This is a genomic window from Pseudomonas sp. LBUM1668, assembly GCF_059695715.1.
This window is the reverse complement of sequence record NZ_CP166787.1, coordinates 1383161-1401410: the sequence shown is the minus strand read 5'-3', so window position 1 is coordinate 1401410 and position 18250 is coordinate 1383161. Positions and strand designations below refer to the sequence as shown.

At 59.5% G+C, this 18250-nt stretch carries 16 protein-coding genes; 4 read left to right on the top strand and 12 right to left on the bottom strand.

Going from position 1 to position 18250, the window contains the following annotated elements; all coding sequences use genetic code 11:
* Window positions 1-148: 148 nt before the first annotated feature.
* The 7 genes from pcaG to pcaR form a co-directional block, all read right to left on the bottom strand.
* Window positions 149-715 (bottom strand): protocatechuate 3,4-dioxygenase subunit alpha, encoded by a 567-nt coding sequence (gene pcaG, locus ACA061_RS06200; protein ID WP_150617614.1) that lies wholly within the window; start codon window positions 713-715, stop codon window positions 149-151.
* 1 nt (window position 716) lies between these two features.
* Window positions 717-1421, bottom strand: coding sequence for a protocatechuate 3,4-dioxygenase subunit beta (gene pcaH / locus ACA061_RS06195; protein WP_150604914.1), 705 nt, complete (start codon window positions 1419-1421; stop codon window positions 717-719).
* 35 nt (window positions 1422-1456) lie between these two features.
* Entirely contained in the window at window positions 1457-2662 is a 1206-nt protein-coding gene (gene pcaF / locus ACA061_RS06190) for a 3-oxoadipyl-CoA thiolase (RefSeq protein WP_497300828.1), read from the bottom strand.
* Entirely contained in the window at window positions 2659-3438 is a 780-nt protein-coding gene (locus ACA061_RS06185) for a CoA-transferase subunit beta (RefSeq protein WP_150617612.1), read from the bottom strand. Before ACA061_RS06185 ends, pcaF begins: the two co-directional genes overlap by 4 nt.
* On the bottom strand, window positions 3438-4295 hold the full coding sequence (locus ACA061_RS06180) for a CoA transferase subunit A (protein WP_047300031.1): 858 nt from the start codon (window positions 4293-4295) through the stop codon (window positions 3438-3440). Before ACA061_RS06180 ends, ACA061_RS06185 begins: the two co-directional genes overlap by 1 nt.
* Window positions 4296-4548: 253 nt before the next feature.
* Window positions 4549-5895 (bottom strand): 4-hydroxybenzoate transporter PcaK, encoded by a 1347-nt coding sequence (pcaK, locus tag ACA061_RS06175; RefSeq protein WP_150617611.1) that lies wholly within the window; start codon window positions 5893-5895, stop codon window positions 4549-4551.
* A gap of 294 nt (window positions 5896-6189) precedes the next feature.
* The gene (gene pcaR / locus ACA061_RS06170) at window positions 6190-7032 is read right to left on the bottom strand and encodes a pca regulon transcriptional regulator PcaR (protein ID WP_042558002.1); all 843 of its coding nucleotides are present in this window, start codon (window positions 7030-7032) and stop codon (window positions 6190-6192) included.
* A 678-nt stretch (window positions 7033-7710) separates the two neighbouring features.
* On the opposite strand from pcaR, the gene ACA061_RS06165 reads away from it, so the two are divergent.
* Together ACA061_RS06165 and ACA061_RS06160 are read left to right on the top strand one after the other, a co-directional pair.
* Window positions 7711-7911, top strand: coding sequence for a hypothetical protein (locus ACA061_RS06165; RefSeq protein WP_008080067.1), 201 nt, complete (start codon window positions 7711-7713; stop codon window positions 7909-7911).
* 371 nt (window positions 7912-8282) lie between these two features.
* The gene (locus ACA061_RS06160) at window positions 8283-9758 is read left to right on the top strand and encodes an inorganic phosphate transporter (protein WP_150604918.1); all 1476 of its coding nucleotides are present in this window, start codon (window positions 8283-8285) and stop codon (window positions 9756-9758) included.
* Window positions 9759-10754: 996 nt separating this feature from the next.
* On the opposite strand, the gene ccoM is transcribed toward ACA061_RS06160, so the two are convergent.
* From ccoM to ACA061_RS06145, 3 genes are all read right to left on the bottom strand, one after another.
* Window positions 10755-10868: a cytochrome c oxidase subunit CcoM gene (gene ccoM / locus ACA061_RS06155; protein WP_003222396.1), complete on the bottom strand. Its 114-nt coding sequence runs from the start codon at window positions 10866-10868 to the stop codon at window positions 10755-10757.
* A 145-nt stretch (window positions 10869-11013) separates the two neighbouring features.
* Window positions 11014-11175: a hypothetical protein gene (locus ACA061_RS06150; protein ID WP_191626498.1), complete on the bottom strand. Its 162-nt coding sequence runs from the start codon at window positions 11173-11175 to the stop codon at window positions 11014-11016.
* 133 nt (window positions 11176-11308) lie between these two features.
* A complete protein-coding gene (locus ACA061_RS06145; RefSeq protein WP_150604919.1) occupies window positions 11309-11650 on the bottom strand; it encodes an aspartate-semialdehyde dehydrogenase in 342 nt (113 codons plus the stop codon).
* A 254-nt stretch (window positions 11651-11904) separates the two neighbouring features.
* On the opposite strand from ACA061_RS06145, the gene rapA reads away from it, so the two are divergent.
* Window positions 11905-14751 (top strand): RNA polymerase-associated protein RapA, encoded by a 2847-nt coding sequence (gene rapA / locus ACA061_RS06140; protein WP_150604920.1) that lies wholly within the window; start codon window positions 11905-11907, stop codon window positions 14749-14751.
* Window positions 14752-14892: 141 nt separating this feature from the next.
* On the opposite strand, the gene ACA061_RS06135 is transcribed toward rapA, so the two are convergent.
* Window positions 14893-15888 carry an IS110 family RNA-guided transposase gene (locus ACA061_RS06135; RefSeq protein ID WP_497299920.1) on the bottom strand — a complete coding sequence of 332 codons (996 nt, stop codon included), beginning with the start codon at window positions 15886-15888 and terminating at the stop codon, window positions 14893-14895.
* A 300-nt stretch (window positions 15889-16188) separates the two neighbouring features.
* On the bottom strand, window positions 16189-17538 hold the full coding sequence (locus ACA061_RS06130; protein ID WP_150604921.1) for a spinster family MFS transporter: 1350 nt from the start codon (window positions 17536-17538) through the stop codon (window positions 16189-16191).
* Window positions 17539-17839: 301 nt separating this feature from the next.
* Here ACA061_RS06130 and ACA061_RS06125 point away from each other — a divergent pair, with 301 nt between their 5' ends.
* Window positions 17840-18208, top strand: coding sequence for a YkgJ family cysteine cluster protein (locus ACA061_RS06125; RefSeq protein ID WP_150604922.1), 369 nt, complete (start codon window positions 17840-17842; stop codon window positions 18206-18208).
* Window positions 18209-18250 lie beyond the last annotated feature (42 nt).

The following is an 18250-nucleotide window of genomic DNA, read 5'->3' as shown; positions in this document are numbered from 1 at the left end:
AATAGGGACAGTGAGAGTCTAGACACACTTTGCAACAGTCCCGTTCCACAAGCTGGAACATCAAAAGATCGCAGCCTTCGGCAGCTCCTACAGAAAGCACGTTCCAAATGTAGGAGCTGCCGAAGGCTGCGATCTTTTGCTCTTGATCTCAATAATCGAAGAACACAGTCTCGGCCTCAGTGCCCTGCAAAATCACATTCCACTGATAAACCCCCGACGCATCCGGCTTGGCCAGCAACGTCGCACGACGTTCGGCCGGCACGCATTCGAGCAGCGGATCAGCAACGTTGGCCGGCTCACCCTCAAAGTAGATCCGCGTCAGCAAGTGCTTCACCAACCCACGGGCAAATACCAACACCACCAAGTGCGGCGCCTGGGTCGAGCCCTTCAGGCCCTCAACCGTACCCGGTTTGATCGTGGTGAAACGGAAACGCCCTTCGGCATCCACCGGCACTCGGCCAAAACCTTCGAAATGCGGATCGAGGGGTTTGTCCTGCTCGTCTTCCGGGTGGTCGTACTTGCCAGCGGCGTTGGCCTGCCACACTTCAAGCATGGCGTCGTTGACGACATCGCCGTTGCCGTCCACCACTTGACCGGTGATCGCCACGCGCTCGCCGAGGGTTTGTTCATTGGCGAGGTTTTCGCGGTTCAGCCAGGTCAGGCCGATGTGGTAATACGGCCCGACGGTGTGGGACGTGGTCGCAGTCAGCGTCATCTTATTTCTCCATCGGCGTGGCTTCACGCCCGCGCAGCACGATGTCCCAGCGATAACCGAGGGCGTAGGACGGAATGGTTTTTTCCAGATCGAAACTGGCGATCAGGCGTTCCTTGGCCGACGTGTCTGGCACGCAGTTGTAGATCGGGTCGTAGGCCAGCAGCGGATCGCCGGGGAAATACATCTGCGTCACCAGCCGGGTGAGGATGCTCGGCCCGAACAGCGAAAAGTGGATGTGCGCCGGGCGCCAGGCATTGTGGTGGTTGCCCCACGGGTAGGCGCCGGGCTTGATGGTCTGGAACTGGTACCAGCCGTCGGCATCGGTGACGGTGCGACCGGTGCCGGTGAAGTTCGGGTCCAGCGGCGCGTCGTGCAGATCGCGCTTGTGGTTGTAGCGACCGGCGGCGTTGGCCTGCCAGATCTCCACCAGAATCCCCGGCACCGGCAAACCGTTTTCGTCGAGCACACGGCCGTGAACGATGATGCGCTCACCCTGCGGCTCAGCTTCATGTTGGGCGGTCAGGTCGTTGTCCTTCTCGGCAACTCGCTCGGCGCCGATGGTCGGACCGGTGATTTCCGACAGCGAATGCGGCAGAAACACCAACGGCTTCGATGGCGAGCGCAGATTGGTGGATTGATACGCCGGGTGCAGGTACTCAGGCTGGGTGCCTTCCTGCGGGCGACGGTAACCAGGCTTGTCAGACATTTCGCTTTCCTCTGTTCTTCTTCGTCACGGCTGCGTCAGACGCGTTCGATGGCCAGGGCCAGACCTTGGCCGACTCCGACGCACATGGTCGCCAGACCTTTCTTGCCACCAGTCTTTTCCAACTGATGCAGGGCAGTCAGCACCAGCCGTGCACCGCTCATGCCCAACGGGTGCCCCAAGGCAATCGCGCCGCCGTTCGGGTTGACCTGCGCGGCATCGTCCGCCAGCCCTAATTCACGCAGCACTGCCAGGCCTTGACTGGCGAAGGCTTCGTTGAGTTCGATCACATCAAAATCACTGACCGCCACACCAAGGCGCTCGATAAGTTTGCGCACCGCCGGCACCGGGCCGATGCCCATCACCCGGGGCGCTACCCCGGCACTGGCCATGCCCAGCACTTTGGCGCGGGCAGTCAAACCGTGTTTTTTCACCGCGTCAGCCGAGGCCAGAATCAGCGCGGCCGCGCCGTCGTTAACCCCGGAGGCATTGCCGGCGGTGACGGTTTTTTCCGGGCCGTTGACCGGTTTCAGTTTGCTCAGGGCTTCAATCGTGGTGTCGGCACGCGGATGTTCATCCTGGCTGACCACAGTTTCGCCCTTCTTGTGTGCGATCCGCACCTCGACGATTTCTTCGGCGAAGTAGCCGGCAGCCTGCGCGGCCGCAGTACGTTGCTGACTGCGCAGGGCGAAAGCGTCCTGATCCTCGCGGGAAATTTCATAGTCATCGGCGACGTTGTCGGCGGTCTGCGGCATCGCATCGACGCCGTACTGCGCCTTCATCAACGGGTTGATAAAACGCCAGCCGATGGTGGTGTCTTCCAGTTTCATGTTGCGCGAAAACGCCGCGTCAGCCTTGCCCATCACAAACGGCGCGCGGGACATCGACTCGACGCCGCCGGCAATCGCCAGTTCCATCTCGCCGCTGGCGATAGCACGGAACGCCGTACCAATCGCATCCATGCCCGAAGCGCAGAGGCGATTGAGGGTCACGCCCGGCACGGTTTCCGGCAGGCCCGCCAGCAGCAACGCCATGCGCGCGACGTTGCGGTTGTCTTCGCCGGCCTGGTTGGCGCAACCGAGGAACACCTCGTCGATTGCATTCCAGTCCACCGATGGGTTGCGCTCCATCAGTGCCTTGATCGGCACGGCGGCCAGATCGTCGGCGCGCACGGTGGCCAGACCACCACCGAAACGGCCAATGGGGGTGCGAATCGCATCGCAGATATAAACGTCACGCATCATGCTTCTCCTGGTGCCTGACCGTGGGCCGCCGCGGTGCGCGCTTCGAGATCGCGCAGCGCGGTCAGTTCGACTTCGCTCGGTTCGGCGGTGGTGTCGACGCTGTCGGCAAAACGGATGGCCCAACCGGTGGCGGCGACTACCTGCTCGCGGGTCACGCCGGGATGCAGCGCGGTGACCACGAACTCATGGGTGCCCTCTTCCGGCTCCATGATGCACAGGTCGGTGATGATGCCGACCGGGCCAGCGCCCGGCAGGCCCAGACGTTTGCGCGAATCACCGCCCTCGCCATGACCGACCGAGGTGATGAAATCGAGCTTGTCGACAAACGAGCGCGCCGACTGTTTGAGGATGATCAGTACGCTCTTCGCCGAACCGGCAATCTCCGGCGCGCCACCGGCACCCGGCAGCCGCACTTTCGGCGCGTGGTAGTCGCCGACCACGGTGGTGTTGATATTGCCGAAACGGTCGACCTGCGCCGCGCCAAGAAAACCGACGTCGATGCGTCCGCCCTGCAACCAATAGCGAAAAATCTCACCGGTCGGCACCACGGTGTCAGCGGTTTCCGCCAGTTCGCCGTCACCGATGGACAGCGGCAGCACGCTTGGCTTGGCGCCAATCGGGCCCGATTCGTAGATCAGCACCACGTCTGGCGACGAGGTCAGGCGTGCGAGGTTGGCGGCTTTGGATGGCAGGCCGATGCCGACGAAACACACCGAGCCGTTCTTCAGGCGACGGGCCGCGGCGACGGTCATCATTTCATTGGTGGTGTAAGTCATTACTTGGCCTCCGACGCAGCGGCCAACTTGGCCTGGAATTCGCTGAAATCAGCGCTGCCATGGATGTATTCGTTGATCCACGCAGTAAACGTCTCACGGTCGCGGGCGATCGGATCCCACGCCTGATAGAAACGGTTATCGCGCTCGTTGTAACCGTGGGCGTAGGACGGATGCGCGCCACCGGGTACGTGGCAAACCGCACTCAGGGCCCAGGTCGGCAGAACACAGGAATTCATCGGGGCATTAAGGTCATCGACAATTTCTTCGACGGTGACGATGCAGCGCTTGGCGGCCAGTGCGGCTTCCTTCTGCACACCGAGAATGCCCCACAGCAGCACGTTGCCTTTGCGGTCGGCTTTCTGCGCGTGGATCACCGTGACGTCCGGGCGCACCGATGGCACCGCCGCCAATACTTCACCGGTGAACGGGCAAGTGACGGACTTGATCAGCGGATTGACCTTCGGCAAGTCGGAACCGGCGTAGGCGCGCAGCACGGCGAACGGTAGGCCGGAAGCGCCAGCTACGTAGGCATTGGCCAGGTCGGCGTGGCTGTGTTCTTCGATTTCCAGCGGCTGCGGCCATTGCTTCTCGACCGCGTCGCGCAGACGGTGCAGCGAACCCACACCCGGGTTACCGCCCCAGGAGAAAATCAGTTTGCGCGCGCAACCTGCGCCGATCAGTTGGTCATAGATCAAGTCAGGCGTCATCCGCACCAGCGTCAGATCTTTCTTGCCCTGACGAATGATTTCATGACCCGCCGCCGTAGGGATCAGGTGAGTGAAGCCTTCGAGCGCGACGGTATCGCCGTCGTTGACGAACTGCTTCACCGCGTCGTGCAGCGAAAGGATCTCAGCCATGGAGCGGGCTCCCGTTTTTGTAGTGGATCGCCAGTGATAAAAAGGCGCGAGGTTCAGCGCCGGAGTCACTGAAGATTAAGCCTGTGAAAAACACCAAACAATCCGATAATCGACTGAGTGTTCGTTTATCGAACAGATTGTTGCCAGCCTATCGTTCTGTGTTGCCTGCAAAAGATTGCAGCCTTCGGCAGCTCCTACAGGGGTACGCATTCCCAATGCAGGAGCTGCGATCTTTTCGCTTCACACCAACCTGTCAGGTGGCATCCGCATGACTGACCACGCCCTTGATCACGACAGCAGCAGTCGCCAACGCCGCCGGAATCACCAACGCCGTCAACACCTGCTCAAAATTCCAGCCCAGACCCAGCAACGTCGCGCCCATCCACGCCCCGAGAATCGCGCCAAAACGGCCGATCCCGAGCATCCACGACACACCGGTCGCCCGACCCTGGGTCGGATAAAACCGCGCCGCCAGTGACGGCATTGCCGATTGCGCGCCGTTGACGCACATCCCCGCCACCAGCACCAACGTCGCCAGTATCGTGATGTTGCCCAGGCTCTGCCCCACCGCGTAGGCAAACACCCCGGCCAGCAGGTAGAAAGTGCCGATGACCTTGTGCGGATTGAACCGATCCATCGCCCAGCCTACGCCGACCGCGCTCAATACCCCGCCGAACTGGAACAACGCACCGATGAACGCTGCCTGCTCCATGCTCGCGCCGCTGTCACGCATCAGCGTCGGCAGCCAACTGGTCAGCAGATAGACGATCACCAGGCCCATGAAATAGGTCAGCCACAACAATAAGGTGCCGGTGCTGTAGGTGCCGGAGAAAATCACCGCGAACACATTGCGTGCCTTGACGGTTTTCTGTTCCGGCACGCTGAAGCTCGAGGCCTGGGCGACGGTAACTGGATCGATCGGCGCCAGCGTCTTGCGCACTTTGTCAGTGCCACGGTTGCGCACCACCAGATAGCGCGCCGATTCCGGCAGCCAGAACACCAGCACCACGGTGAGAATCAGCGGCAGAATCCCGCCGATCAGCAACAGGCTGTGCCAGCCGAACGCCGGGATCAGCTTTGCCGAAATGAAGCCGCCACCGGCCATGCCGAGGTTGAAGCCGCAGAACATGCTGGTCACCAACAGCGACTTCTTGCGCTCCGGGGTGTACTCCGAGAGCAGCGTAGTGGCGTTGGGCATACCGGCGCCCAGACCCAACCCGGTGAGGAAACGCAGGACTAGGAGCTCTTCGATGTTGGTGGCGTAAGCCGAGGCCAGGCTAAACGCGCCGAACAGAAATACCGCCCCGACCAGCACGACTTTGCGCCCGAAGCGGTCAGCCAAAGGCCCGGAACCGAGTGCGCCGAAGACCATGCCGATCAACGCGGCGCTCATCACCGGGCCGAGGCTGGCGCGGTCGATGCCCCAATCCTGCGACAACGCCGGGGCAATAAAGCCCATCGCCGCAGTGTCGAGGCCATCTAGGAACACAATCAGGAAACACAGGATTACCACTCGCCACTGATAGCGCGAGATTGGTTGAGCATTGATGAAGGTCTGCACATCGAGGCAGTTACCCACAGCGGACTGAGGCTGGTTCATTATTTTTATTCCACGCAAAAAACGCAGTCGAACGGCGGCCGGCCAGAGAGCGGCACAGGCACAAGAATAGAAGGTCGGGATCAGGCGTTGCGTTGAATCCGGCAACAGCGATCAGAGCGGAGACAGTCGGGGAGCATGCGCATGGTGAGTTGCCTCTTGTCATTATTATGGGGGTCGGCAGTCCGGCGGGCTCATTCACATCGGCGCCGGATGACGCTGCCGCGACATTAATGATCCAAGGGTTTTAGCGTCAATTCGATAAACGCAACACTGTGCGTTTATCGAACAGCTTCATCAGGCAAACAGTTGTGCGCTGAGGTCGCGACTGGCGCTGAGCAGGCCCGGCAGAAAGCGCTGTTCCAGCTCGGTGCGGCTGACGCGACCGGCGTGGGTGCTGACGTTGAGCGCTGCCACCACTTGGCCCGAGGCGTCATAGACTGGTACGGCAATCGAGCGCAGGCCTTGTTCCAGTTCCTGATCGACAATGCACCAGCCCTGCTGCCGCACTTGCTGCAAGCATTCGAGCAAGGCGTCCGGGGTGTGAATCGTGCGACTGGTCTTGGCAACGAGTTCGGCGTGGTCGAGATATTCACCCAACGACGTGTCGTCCAGCGCCGCCAGCAGAATCCGCCCCATCGACGTGCAATACGCCGGCAGGCGCCCGCCCACCGACAGATCCACCGAGATTAAACGCTGGGTGGTCGCCGAACGGGCGATGTACAGAATGTCGTCGCCCTCCAGCGTGGCCATGTTGCAGGCTTCGTGCAGTTGCTCGCTCATGCGGTCGAGGTACGGCTGGGCGGACACGGCCAGCGGCGTCGACGACAGATAAGCGTGGCCGAGGGTCAGTACTTTGGGCAGCAGCGAGTAGGTGCGACCGTCCGTGGTGGCGTAGCCGAGTTTGATCAAGGTGTGTAGGCAACGCCGCACGGCAGCGCGGGGAATTTCCGTACGGTGGCTGATCTGGGCGATGGTCAGGTGCCGTTTGCGCTCCTGAAATGCCTGAACCACCGCCAGGCCTCGGGCCAGCGAGGTCATGAAATCCGGATCCCCCGTCAGCGCCTGAATGCGTTTGGCCGGCGAGGCGACGATCGGCGGTGCCACGGAAGTGAAGGAGTTGCGCATTTGATCGTTCATTTCAGGTCCTTATCCGGCTCGGATCGATGGCTATACAATCGGCTCGCGGCGGGATGCACAAGGGTGGCGGCGCGAAGATTGGGCGATTATCGAACCGCCGACCGATTATCGCAATCGGTCACGCGGCGGATAACCCTATCCCTCTCGACGTCTACTGAACTTCGACGGACCACGGAGTCAGCGCCTTAGTTGACCGACTAAATGACGCCAAAAACAGATCACTTCGTAAATAACGGTCTGTGCGCAGTTCAACTACCGATAAAAGTTGCGAGTAACAAAAGAATCACACATCCAGAACCGTTTTTAACTTGGCAAAGATAGTCATTCCCGAATCGACCGCTATAATGCACCTCAGTGGGACCCCGTTTTGCAATACCGAGGTCGCCACCCGCTGACGCGATGTCCATCGCTGTCGGCCCCGGCCAGCGCCTGGCACTTATAGTCAATGTAACGCCAACGCTCGCTGAAACTGGAAACTGGAAACTGGAAACTGGAAACTGGAAACTGATGCTGCGTCAGTTTTAATCTGGTGCCGTAGCCGCCTGCTACACGCAAGTCTTGATCGTCTTGCCGATCCCAGCAACGCCTGTTCAGGTGTTGGCCTTCGGTAGATTCGCTCAATCGATTCGTTGCAGTGCGTTTCACCAGACATTTAACTCAACTCATACAGGTAGCACTGTGACGAAAGACGAACTGCGCGCGGAACTTGAGCGCCAGGAACAACGTTACAAGGAAGTTTACGGCGGGGAAGTCACCACCTACGCCGCTCAGCCCGAACCCGAACGCAAGGCGTGGCGTAAGCGCCCCACCGTTCAGGATCAGGTCTTCAAGCAGGAAATCGAAAAGATCGAAAAGGAACTCAAAGCCGAAGAGCCATGAGCCAACCGGTTTTGATATCCGAGGGTCAGTGCGCACCGTTTACAAGCGCGGTGTGACGATGATGCCCTGTGCGCCCGCTATCCGCGGGCAGCAGCCATTGCCCCGTCCTACAGGGTGATAGGGAGCTTCTTACAGGTTTCATTTATATTTCAGACAAGCGTATGAGCCCTTGTTTTATGGGTAAAAAACCCTGCCATCATGGGACTTCCTCAATAAAATCAGTAACTTGAAAGACCCTGCGCGCCGCTTGGTTTTAATGCGCTGCAACAAATTAATTCGAATAAGAGTGTTACTGATGAGCAGGTAGGGCATCGATTTCGAGACTTTTCTGGCATAATCGCGCCCCCTTACGACCGGGTCAGAAAACCTTCATGATCGATTTATTCAGCGGACTGGATGCTTGGGTGCTTGTGAGCCTCCTGCTCGCCCTGACATTCGTCCTCGCCTTCGAGTTCATCAATGGATTTCATGACACCGCTAACGCGGTAGCCACTGTTATCTACACCAAAGCCATGCCGCCGCACTTGGCGGTATTCTTTTCCGGCGTGTTCAACTTCCTCGGCGTTCTGCTGGGTGGCGTTGGCGTGGCGTATGCCATTGTCCATTTGCTGCCGGTTGAGCTGCTGATCAATGTGAACACCGGCCATGGCCTGGCGATGGTGTTCTCGTTGCTCGCCGCGGCAATCGCCTGGAACCTTGGCACCTGGTACTTCGGTATCCCGGCGTCCAGCTCGCACACCCTGATCGGTTCGATCCTCGGTGTCGGCCTGGCCAACGCCCTGATCAACGACATTCCGTTGGCCGATGGTGTGAACTGGCAGAAGGCGATCGACATCGGCGCCTCGCTGGTGTTCTCGCCAATGGCCGGTTTCCTGATCGCGGCGCTGGTGCTGATCGGTCTGAAATGGTGGCGCCCGCTGTCGAAGATGCACAAGACGCCGGAACAGCGCCGCAAACTCGACGACAAGAAGCACCCACCGTTCTGGAACCGTCTGGTTCTGGTGATCTCGGCCATGGCCGTAAGCTTCGTGCACGGCTCCAACGATGGTCAAAAAGGCATCGGCCTGATCATGCTGGTGCTGATCGGTATCGTACCTGCGCAGTTCGTCCTCGACCTGAACAGCACCACCTACCAGATCGAACGTACCCGCGACGCAACCCTGCACCTGAGCCAGTTCTACCAGCGCAATTCCGAATCCCTCGGTGAATTCCTGGCCCTGGGCAAGAGCGTAGAAGGCGACCTGCCGGAGAAATTCCGCTGCAACCCGCAGCAGACCGAACCGACCATCACTGCCCTGCTGCACACCCTTAAAGGTGTTGCGGACTATCACTCGCTGTCTTCGGACAGCCGTATTGAAGTCCGTCGCTACCTGCTGTGCCTGGACGACACTGCGAAGAAAGTCGGCAAGTTGCCTGGCCTGGAACCACGCGAAAAGGCTGACCTCGACAAACTGCGCAAAGACCTGACCACCACCACCGAATACGCCCCGTTCTGGGTGATTCTGGCGGTCGCTCTGGCCCTGGGCCTGGGCACCATGGTCGGCTGGAAACGCGTAGTACTGACCATCGGCGAGAAGATAGGCAAGCAAGGCATGACTTACTCGCAAGGCATGTCGGCGCAGATCACTACCGCGACCCTGATCGGTATGGCCAACATCTTCAGCCTGCCGGTGTCCACCACTCACGTCCTCTCCTCGGGCGTGGCCGGTACCATGGTCGCCAACAAGAGCGGCCTGCAAGGCGGGACGGTTCGCACCATTCTTCTGGCGTGGGTACTGACCTTGCCGGCGACCGTGGCACTGTCGGCCGGGTTGTTCTGGCTGGCGTCCAAGGCGCTGGGTAGCTGATAGATAGCTGGAAATGAAAAAGGCGCGATTCGAGAGGATCGCGCCTTTTTTTGGTTTGGGGGGTTGGGGGGTTGGGGGCATATCCGTTGCTGCGGGGGTTGCCTTTGGCGGTTTCGCCCTTACGGCGAGTCACCTTTTCCAAACGCCGAAAAGGTAACCCAAAAGGCTTTGCCCCGGCGTACGGCACTTCGCTTAGGCTCAGTGTTCCCTCGCTACGGTGTCCATCCGGGGGCATCGCCTACGGTTTGCTGCGCTGCACCTCCTCTCGATGTATGCGGCTTCGCCGCACGGCGCTACGCGCCTAACCCCCGGATGAACACCTTCGCTCGGCCTGCCGAAGGGGCAACAAATCAAAAGCCAGATCAAGAGCAAAGGCCAGATCAAGAACCCCTCACCCTAGCCCTCTCCCGGAGGGAGAGGGGACTGACCGCGTTTTTTTGGTAGAGGCATGCCGGACTGGGGTTCCGAGTCGAATATAAGTTCTGAAACCAACAGAAATCGGCCCCCTCTCCCTCGGAAGAGAGTTGGGGTGAGGGGCGAACCCAACACAAAACAAGAGCCGACCGCATGCTCCCCCACCACTCAACAGGATGAGCGTTAGCTCGGCTGAGCTTTTGATCTTCAGGCCCGTCGGCAGGCTGAGTGGAGGGATTGATCCGGGGGTGGGAGCGCAGCGACCGTTTGGCGAAGCCAAACACATCGAGAGGAGGTGCAGCGAAGCAAACCGGAGGCGATGCGCCCGGATCAATCGCGGAACGAAGGAACCCCGAGCCCCAGCGAGTGGGCCGAACGTCAGGGCAAAGCCTTTTTGGTTACTTTTTCGGCGTCTGGAAAAAGTGACCCGCCGTAAGGGCGGAACCCTAACCCGCCATCACCAAAAAAACGGATATACCCCCAAAACCCCAACAACCTGGTCGGCCCCCAAGCCGCCAAGGCAAAAAAAAAGGGCAACCGAAGTCGCCCAAAATGCCTTGCGTGCTCATCAATCCAGAAGAATCACTTCTTGCGCTTATTCGCATCCTTCCAGATAAAAAATCCAAACCCTGCAAAAAACAGAACCATGAGGCCAACGGTCAGCACTCCGGCAAAAACCACGTTATCGAAAAACATGACTGGCCTCCCGGCCCTGCTCTGCTGCGATGGAACTAAGTTAACCAAACACGCAGGCGCAACCATTGACCAGGATCAACTCCGGCCAACACAAAAACTAAAGGAGAGGAAATAACTGACCTGCATCAAAGGATGCAGGGGGAGATCAACGCTTTTTCGGCTTGTTTTTCGACTTTTTCTTGGCTTTTCCCAACGGCATCGCCTGCTCGAAGGCATTGCGCACTTCGTTCAAGCGCTTTTCTTTGATGTCATGTACGCGCTTGGCACGCTCAGCATTGAGGTCGATCAGTTTGTCGTCTTGGCTCATGGCAACACACATCGCTAAAAATAATCACAACTGCCGCGACAACGGCAGGACTGCGCCAATAATGCAGCCTGACGCCAGCGCTGACCAGTCGCCAGCACCAACGCTCTACATCAATTCATGTAAACGACGAATCTCAGATCTCGATATCGACCCACAAACCCTGACGCGGCTGATCTTCCATCAGCGGCACGACGGGCACGGTGTTGTCGGCATTGAGTTCGTTGCCGGGCACAGCGAGGTGTTCTTCGGGGTCTTCATCGGCTTCGCGGCGACGGCGATCACGTTCCTGCTGGCGACGCTGTTCTTCGCGCAGCAGCAAACCGTCCTCTTCAGGATCACGCTTTTGCAGATCGATCGTGCTTTCGTTTGAGCTTTCCTGCACCGGCACTACAGGAGGGATGTCCGGTCGCTGACGGATCGGATCCTGCTGGGAAGTGACTGGCACAACGCTCAAGGGGAGCATCGGTGGCAACATATAAGGGGTCTCCTGTCAGCAGGCTATCGGCTGCGGCGAAGGCGCCTTGAGCCACTGGTCGAAAATCTGTGACGCACTTGGCACCTCTAGGAGTTGCCGCAGGCTGCGATCTTTTAATGGGACAACACAGATTCCAAGTGTTCCCCCAGATCAAAAGATCGCAGCCTTCGGCAGCTCCTACCCCAGTATTCCTTTGGCCTCAGGGTCGCATTCCGTTAAGATAGCCCGCTTTTTCAAGGTGGGAGTCAGGCAGCATGGCGCAGCAGTATCAACCGGGGCAACGCTGGATCAGTGACAGCGAAGCAGAGCTTGGTTTAGGCACCGTTCTGGCACAGGACGGCCGCTTGTTGACCGTGCTTTACCCGGCCACTGGCGAAACCCGCCAGTACGCGCTACGGAATGCGCCCCTCACCCGCGTGCGGTTCTCGCCCGGTGACAGCATTACCCACTTCGAAGGCTGGAAGATGACCGTCCAGCAAGTCGACGACGTCGATGGCCTGATGGTCTATCACGGCCTCAACGCGCAGAACGAAGCCGTCACCCTGCCGGAAACCCAGCTGTCGAACTTCATTCAGTTCCGTCTGGCCAGCGACCGTCTGTTCGCCGGGCAGATCGACCCGCTGGCGTGGTTCTCCCTGCGCTACAACACCCTCGAACACACCAGCCGCCAGTTGCAATCCTCGCTCTGGGGCCTGGGCGGCGTGCGTGCGCAACCGATCGCGCACCAGTTGCACATCGCCCGTGAAGTCGCCGACCGCATCGCGCCGCGCGTTTTGCTGGCGGACGAAGTGGGCCTGGGTAAAACCATCGAAGCCGGTCTGGTGATCCATCGCCAACTGCTCTCGGGCCGTGCCAATCGCGTGCTGATCCTGGTGCCGGAAAACCTTCAGCACCAGTGGCTGGTGGAGATGCGCCGCCGCTTCAACCTGCAAGTTGCGCTGTTCGACGAAGAACGCTTCATCGAAAGCGATGCCGCCAACCCGTTCGAAGACACCCAACTGGCGCTGGTTGCGCTGGAGTGGCTGGTCGAAGACGAGAAAGCCCAGGACGCACTGTTCGCCGCCGGTTGGGACTTAATGGTGGTCGACGAAGCGCACCACCTGGTCTGGCACGAAGAAAAGGCCAGCTCCGAGTATTCGCTGGTCGAGCAACTGGCCGAAGTGATTCCCGGCGTGTTGCTGCTCACCGCGACCCCGGAACAACTGGGTCAGGACAGCCACTTCGCTCGCCTGCGCCTGCTTGATCCGAACCGTTTCCATGACCTGGCCGCTTTCCGCGCCGAGAGCGAAAACTATCGCCCGGTGGCCGAAGCCGTTCAGGAGCTGCTGGACAAAGGGCGCCTGTCGCCTGAAGCACACAAGACCATCCACGGTTTCCTCGGCAACGAAGGCGAAGCCCTGCTGACCGCAGTCAACGATGGCGACACCGAAGCCAGCGCCCGTCTCGTGCGTGAACTGCTCGACCGCCACGGCACCGGCCGCGTGCTGTTCCGTAACACCCGCGCCGCCGTGCAGGGTTTCCCGCAGCGCAATCTGCACCCGTACCCGCTGCCGTGCCCGGACGAATACCTCGAACTGCCGCTGGGCGACCACGCCGAACTGTATCCGGAAGTCAGTTTCCAGGCGCAGCCGGACGCGAGCGAAGAAGAGCGCTGGTGGAAATTCGACCCACGCGTCGAGTGGCTGATCGATCAGCTGAAAATGCTCAAGCGCACCAAAGTGCTGGTGATCTGCGCCCACGCCGAAACCGCGATGGATCTGGAAGACGCCCTGCGCGTGCGTTCCGGCATCCCGGCCACGGTGTTCCATGAAGGCATGAACATCCTCGAGCGTGACCGCGCCGCCGCCTACTTCGCCGACGAAGAATTTGGCGCGCAGGTACTGATCTGCTCGGAAATCGGCAGTGAAGGTCGCAACTTCCAGTTCGCACACCATTTGGTGCTGTTCGATCTGCCGGCGCACCCGGACTTGCTGGAACAGCGTATCGGTCGTCTCGACCGGATCGGTCAGAAGCACATCATCGAACTGCACGTGCCGTACCTGGAAACCAGCCCGCAAGAGCGCCTGTTCCAGTGGTATCACGAAGCGCTGAATGCGTTCCTCAACACGTGCCCGACCGGCAATGCCTTGCAGCATCAGTTCGGCCCGCGCCTGCTGCCGCTGCTCGAAGAAGCCGACGACAGCGAGTGGCAAGCACTGATCGACGAGGCGCGCACCGAGCGCGAGCGTCTGGAACAGGAGCTGCACACCGGTCGTGACCGTCTGCTGGAACTCAACTCCGGCGGTTCGGGCGAAGGCGATCAGTTGGTCGAGGACATCCTCGAGCAAGACGATCAGTTCGCCCTGCCGATCTACATGGAAACCCTGTTCGATGCGTTTGGTATCGACAGCGAAGACCATTCGGAAAACGCCCTGATCCTCAAGCCAAGCGAGAAGATGCTCGACGCCAGTTTCCCGCTGGGTGACGACGAAGGCGTGACCATCACCTACGATCGCAACCAGGCGCTGTCGCGCGAAGACATGCAGTTCATCACCTGGGAACACCCGATGGTGCAGGGCGGCATGGATCTGGTGCTGTCCGGCTCGATGGGCAACACCGCCGTCGCGCTGATCAAGAACAAGGCGCTGAAACCGGGCACCGTGTTGCTGGAACTGCTCTACGTCAGCGAAGTGGTTGCCCCGCGTTCGCTGCAACTGGGCCGTTACCTGCCGCCGGCCGCCCTGCGCTGCCTGCTGGATGCCAACGGCAACGACTTGTCGTCACGCGTCTCGTTCGAGACCCTGAACGATCAGCTCGAAAGCGTGCCACGGGCCAGCGCCAACAAGTTCATCCAGGCCCAGCGCGACCAGCTGACGCCACGGATCAATGCCGGTGAAGAGAAGATCACTCCGCGTCACGCCGAGCGCGTGGCCGAGGCGCGTCGCCGTCTGGCGGCCGACACCGACGAAGAACTGGCGCGCCTGACCGCGCTGCAAGCGGTCAACCCGACCGTACGTGACAGCGAACTGGTTGCGTTGCGCGAGCAGCGTGAGCAGGGCCTGGCGATGCTGGATAAAGCGGCGTTGCGCCTGGAAGCGATCCGGGTATTGGTGGCGGGTTAAACCGCCCTCCTTCACCGCTAAAAAACAAAAAGGCCCGCAGCGATGCGGGCCTTTTTTTATCTCAGAAGCAAAGCAAAAGATCGCAGCCTTCGGCAGCTCCTACATTGGAATGTGCGCACCCTGTAGATACTCTGTTCACGGTCAAGCTTTTGCGAGGTGTTTTTCGCTAAAAAGCTTGGCCGTATTGAAGTCTTCGCCAGCTCGCATACAGGCCCACAAGCCGGTCAGGTATTTGCGCATGACGGCGACGACAGCCTGCATTTTTCTCTTCCCTCGCCCGATCAACGCTTCGTAAAAGGCTTTCACGTTGCTGTCGCAACGTATGGCAGTCAGCGCTGGCATGTACATCGCTGAGCGTAGGTAGGCGTTTCCGCCCTTACTTATCCGTCCAGGTTTATCGATGCTGGTACCTGATTGCGTAAGCCGCACATCGAGTCCTGCATGTCGGCTGACCTGCGCGGACTTAAGTGTCACTGGCAAGGTCGTCAATTCAGCCAGTGCCGCAAATACTGAAACTTCGCCCATGCCCGGCGCTGCGATCATGTGCCCGAACTGGGCGCTTAGCGTCGGGCAATTGTCGATCAGCGCCCGACCTGCGAGTCTGAAACGCTCGATTCGCTTGTCAAATGCCTCAATGGCTTCTTCTTCGTCTTCAATCAACATCGTTAGGGTTGTTTGAGTGGCTTTCAGCGCATGCAGCTCGTTCTTGGCTCGGGTGCGATGACACGTCAAACGATTGATATGCCTTCCGATAGCCCGAAGTTCCAACTGTACGGCCGTGGGTGGTGTCCACAATCCGGGGCTCATGCGCTCGCCGTATTCGGCTAACAATTGGGCATCGATCGCATCGGTTTTGCTGTTCTTCAGCATCAGCTTGGCGAAGTTATGAAAGCTCTTCGGGTTGATAACCGAAACGGGCAAACCCGCTGCAGTGAGCTCCATGGCCAAATCCAGGTAATAGATGCCAGTGGCTTCCATTACCACAGATAAAGGCTTGAGCTCGAGCAGCTTGTTGACCGCTGCTTTACGCCCGGCGGGCGTTTGGTCGATGTTGCAGGCCCCTGCAAAACGGCCGTGGTTGCGCCAGCCCATGGCGGTCGTACGAGACCCCACATCCAAACCGACATGCATGCTCATGCTTTCAACTCCGAGAGAACTGGGTTAGAAATGCATTCTGGTTCCCCTGACCTCGAACTTCATGCCACTGCAACCTTGTAATGCGAAGTCCGACTTGTCGGCTTCTCGATACTCTTCGTGGTGGGCAATGAGGCGGGGGGACCTCTCTACAGACAAGGTCAGGAGCAAGTCCTGCCTTCAGGAGCGATCGGTCTCCCCCAGAAACACATCTTCGTATGTCCGCACCAGCGAGCTTAGATCTCAATCGACTGGTGTGAGGGCAACATACAAGGAGCTGCCGAAGGCTGCGATCTTTTGATCTTAAGCAGTTGCCGCTACAACCTCTGGCTCAACCACAGCCACCAACCCCTCCTTCATCCGCTGCGCATCGCGCACAAAACACCGCGCCGCCAAAAACAGAAACACCATGGTCAGCAACAGCGCCACCGGAATCAGGTACATCGCGTCATGCAACCCGACAGCCTTGAACGCTTCGGTCATCTGCTGCGCTCCGGCCGCCAGCATCGCCGTATGCGCGAAATGATCCGACAACGCACCCACCACCACTGGCCCCAATCCCCCGCCCAGCAAATACAGCCCGGCAAAGAACAACGCCATCGCCGTGGCCCGCAGGCGCGGTTCGACCACGTCCTGAATCGCCGTGTACACGCAGGTGTAGAAGTTGTAGGCAAACAGCCAACCCAGGCTGAACACCGCAACAAACAGACCGATCTCGATCCGCCCGGCATGCAGTGCCCAAGCCGTGCACAGTGTCGAGATGATCAGGCTGAATGCGGCAAACAACAGACGACCGTTAGCCACCCGCTGATGAATCTTGTCGGCAATCCAGCCGCCGAGGGTCAGGCCGACCAGGCCAGTCACACCAACGATCACACCGGTCGCCACCGCCGCTTCCTGCAACGGCATCAGGAAATAACGCTGCAGCATCGGCACCAGAAACGAGTTGCAGGCATAAGTGGCAAAGTTGAAGCAAAGCCCCGCCATCACCAGCCACAGGAAAGTCGGCACAGCGAGGATCCGGCGGATCGGCTTGTCGACTTTCTCCTGCGACACCTGCACGCTTTCCGCCGCACCGCGCTTGGGTTCCTTGATGAAAAACATGAACACCGCCAGCAGCAAGCCCGGCACGGCGGCTATAAAAAATGGCGCGCGCCAGCTATCGAACGCCTTGACCATCCAGCCGATGGTGAAGAATGCCAGCAGCAAACCCAGCGGCAGCCCCAACATGAAAATGCCCATGGCCCGCGCCCGACGATGGGCCGGGAACAGGTCGCCGATCAGCGAGTTGGCCGCCGGCGCATAGCTGGCTTCACCAATGCCGATGCCCATGCGCACGATCAGGAAACTCCAGAAACTGCCGACCAACCCGTTGACGGCGGTCAACGCACTCCACGTCGCCAGCCCCCAACCCATCAGCTTGCTGCGTGAACCCGTGTCAGCCATGCGCCCAAGCGGCAACCCGGCAATCGCGTAAACAATGGTGAACGCCGTACCGACGATGCCCAGCTGAAAGTCGCTGAGGTGCCACTCCATGCGGATCGGCTCGATGATGATCGCCGGGATGGTGCGGTCGAAGAAGTTGAACAGGTTGGCAAGGAACAGCAGGAACAGAATGCGCCAGGCATTCGCCGCTTGGGTCGAGTTCTGCATGGGTCCGTCTCTTTATTGTTATGGGGCTTCACTGCCAACGCATCCGAGCCCGGAACCTGCAATCTAGTCAGCGCGGTGGCGGCTGTCTGTGATCATTCGTCTGCTTGATATAGGGCAATGTCACTGTAACGAAACGTAAGCCCTTGATAAGTCTGAAATCCCCGTGAATCCGGGGCTTTTGCGGCAAAACCTTGCCACAAAAAAATAGTTTCAAGCCCCCCTTCCCATTGCCGTTGCGAAGCCTAGAATGGCCGCCGGATCCGTCCGGATCTCCCGATCAATCCCTTTGATACCCTCCCCAATGTCCGAAGTCAGTCCGTGTCTGAATTGCGGTGCCTGCTGTTCCCATTTTCGCGTGTCTTTTTTCTGGGGTGAATGTGCTTCGTCCGGGGGCACAGTGCCCGATGAGCTGGTGACCCAAATCTCTCCCAGCCGGGTGGCGATGAACGGCACCGACTGCAAATCGCCGCGATGCACCGCATTGGAGGGTGACGTTGGCAGTACCGTCAGCTGTTCGATTTATGACAAACGCTCCAGCGCCTGCCGTGAATTCGAGTCGTCTTGGGAAAACGGCGAGCAGAATGTCGATTGCGACAAGGCGCGCGCCCGTTTCGGGCTGCCCCCCTTGCAACCGGACTGGGCCGAAATCCCCTTTGAGAAGAGCGCCTGACCCTTAGCGCCAATCGCTATGACGCTAATGCCGAAATCATTA

What these genes read in the sequence shown, in the direction of transcription:
- ACA061_RS06180 (WP_047300031.1), bottom strand. Translation starts at nt 4,295, where the DNA reads ATGGCTGAGATCCTTTCGCTGCACGACGCGGTGAAGCAGTTCGTCAAC.
- ACA061_RS06160 (WP_150604918.1), top strand. Translation starts at nt 8,283, where the DNA reads ATGATCGATTTATTCAGCGGACTGGATGCTTGGGTGCTTGTGAGCCTC.
- ACA061_RS06150 (WP_191626498.1), bottom strand. Translation starts at nt 11,175, where the DNA reads ATGAGCCAAGACGACAAACTGATCGACCTCAATGCTGAGCGTGCCAAG.
- ACA061_RS06145 (WP_150604919.1), bottom strand. Translation starts at nt 11,650, where the DNA reads ATGTTGCCACCGATGCTCCCCTTGAGCGTTGTGCCAGTCACTTCCCAG.
- ACA061_RS06135 (WP_497299920.1), bottom strand. Translation starts at nt 15,888, where the DNA reads ATGAGCATGCATGTCGGTTTGGATGTGGGGTCTCGTACGACCGCCATG.
- pcaK (WP_150617611.1), bottom strand. Translation starts at nt 5,895, where the DNA reads ATGAACCAGCCTCAGTCCGCTGTGGGTAACTGCCTCGATGTGCAGACC.
- pcaG (WP_150617614.1), bottom strand. Translation starts at nt 715, where the DNA reads ATGACGCTGACTGCGACCACGTCCCACACCGTCGGGCCGTATTACCAC.
- ACA061_RS06125 (WP_150604922.1), top strand. Translation starts at nt 17,840, where the DNA reads ATGTCCGAAGTCAGTCCGTGTCTGAATTGCGGTGCCTGCTGTTCCCAT.
- pcaR (WP_042558002.1), bottom strand. Translation starts at nt 7,032, where the DNA reads ATGAACGATCAAATGCGCAACTCCTTCACTTCCGTGGCACCGCCGATC.
- ccoM (WP_003222396.1), bottom strand. Translation starts at nt 10,868, where the DNA reads ATGTTTTTCGATAACGTGGTTTTTGCCGGAGTGCTGACCGTTGGCCTC.
- ACA061_RS06185 (WP_150617612.1), bottom strand. Translation starts at nt 3,438, where the DNA reads ATGACTTACACCACCAATGAAATGATGACCGTCGCCGCGGCCCGTCGC.
- pcaH (WP_150604914.1), bottom strand. Translation starts at nt 1,421, where the DNA reads ATGTCTGACAAGCCTGGTTACCGTCGCCCGCAGGAAGGCACCCAGCCT.
- rapA (WP_150604920.1), top strand. Translation starts at nt 11,905, where the DNA reads ATGGCGCAGCAGTATCAACCGGGGCAACGCTGGATCAGTGACAGCGAA.
- pcaF (WP_497300828.1), bottom strand. Translation starts at nt 2,662, where the DNA reads ATGATGCGTGACGTTTATATCTGCGATGCGATTCGCACCCCCATTGGC.
- ACA061_RS06130 (WP_150604921.1), bottom strand. Translation starts at nt 17,538, where the DNA reads ATGCAGAACTCGACCCAAGCGGCGAATGCCTGGCGCATTCTGTTCCTG.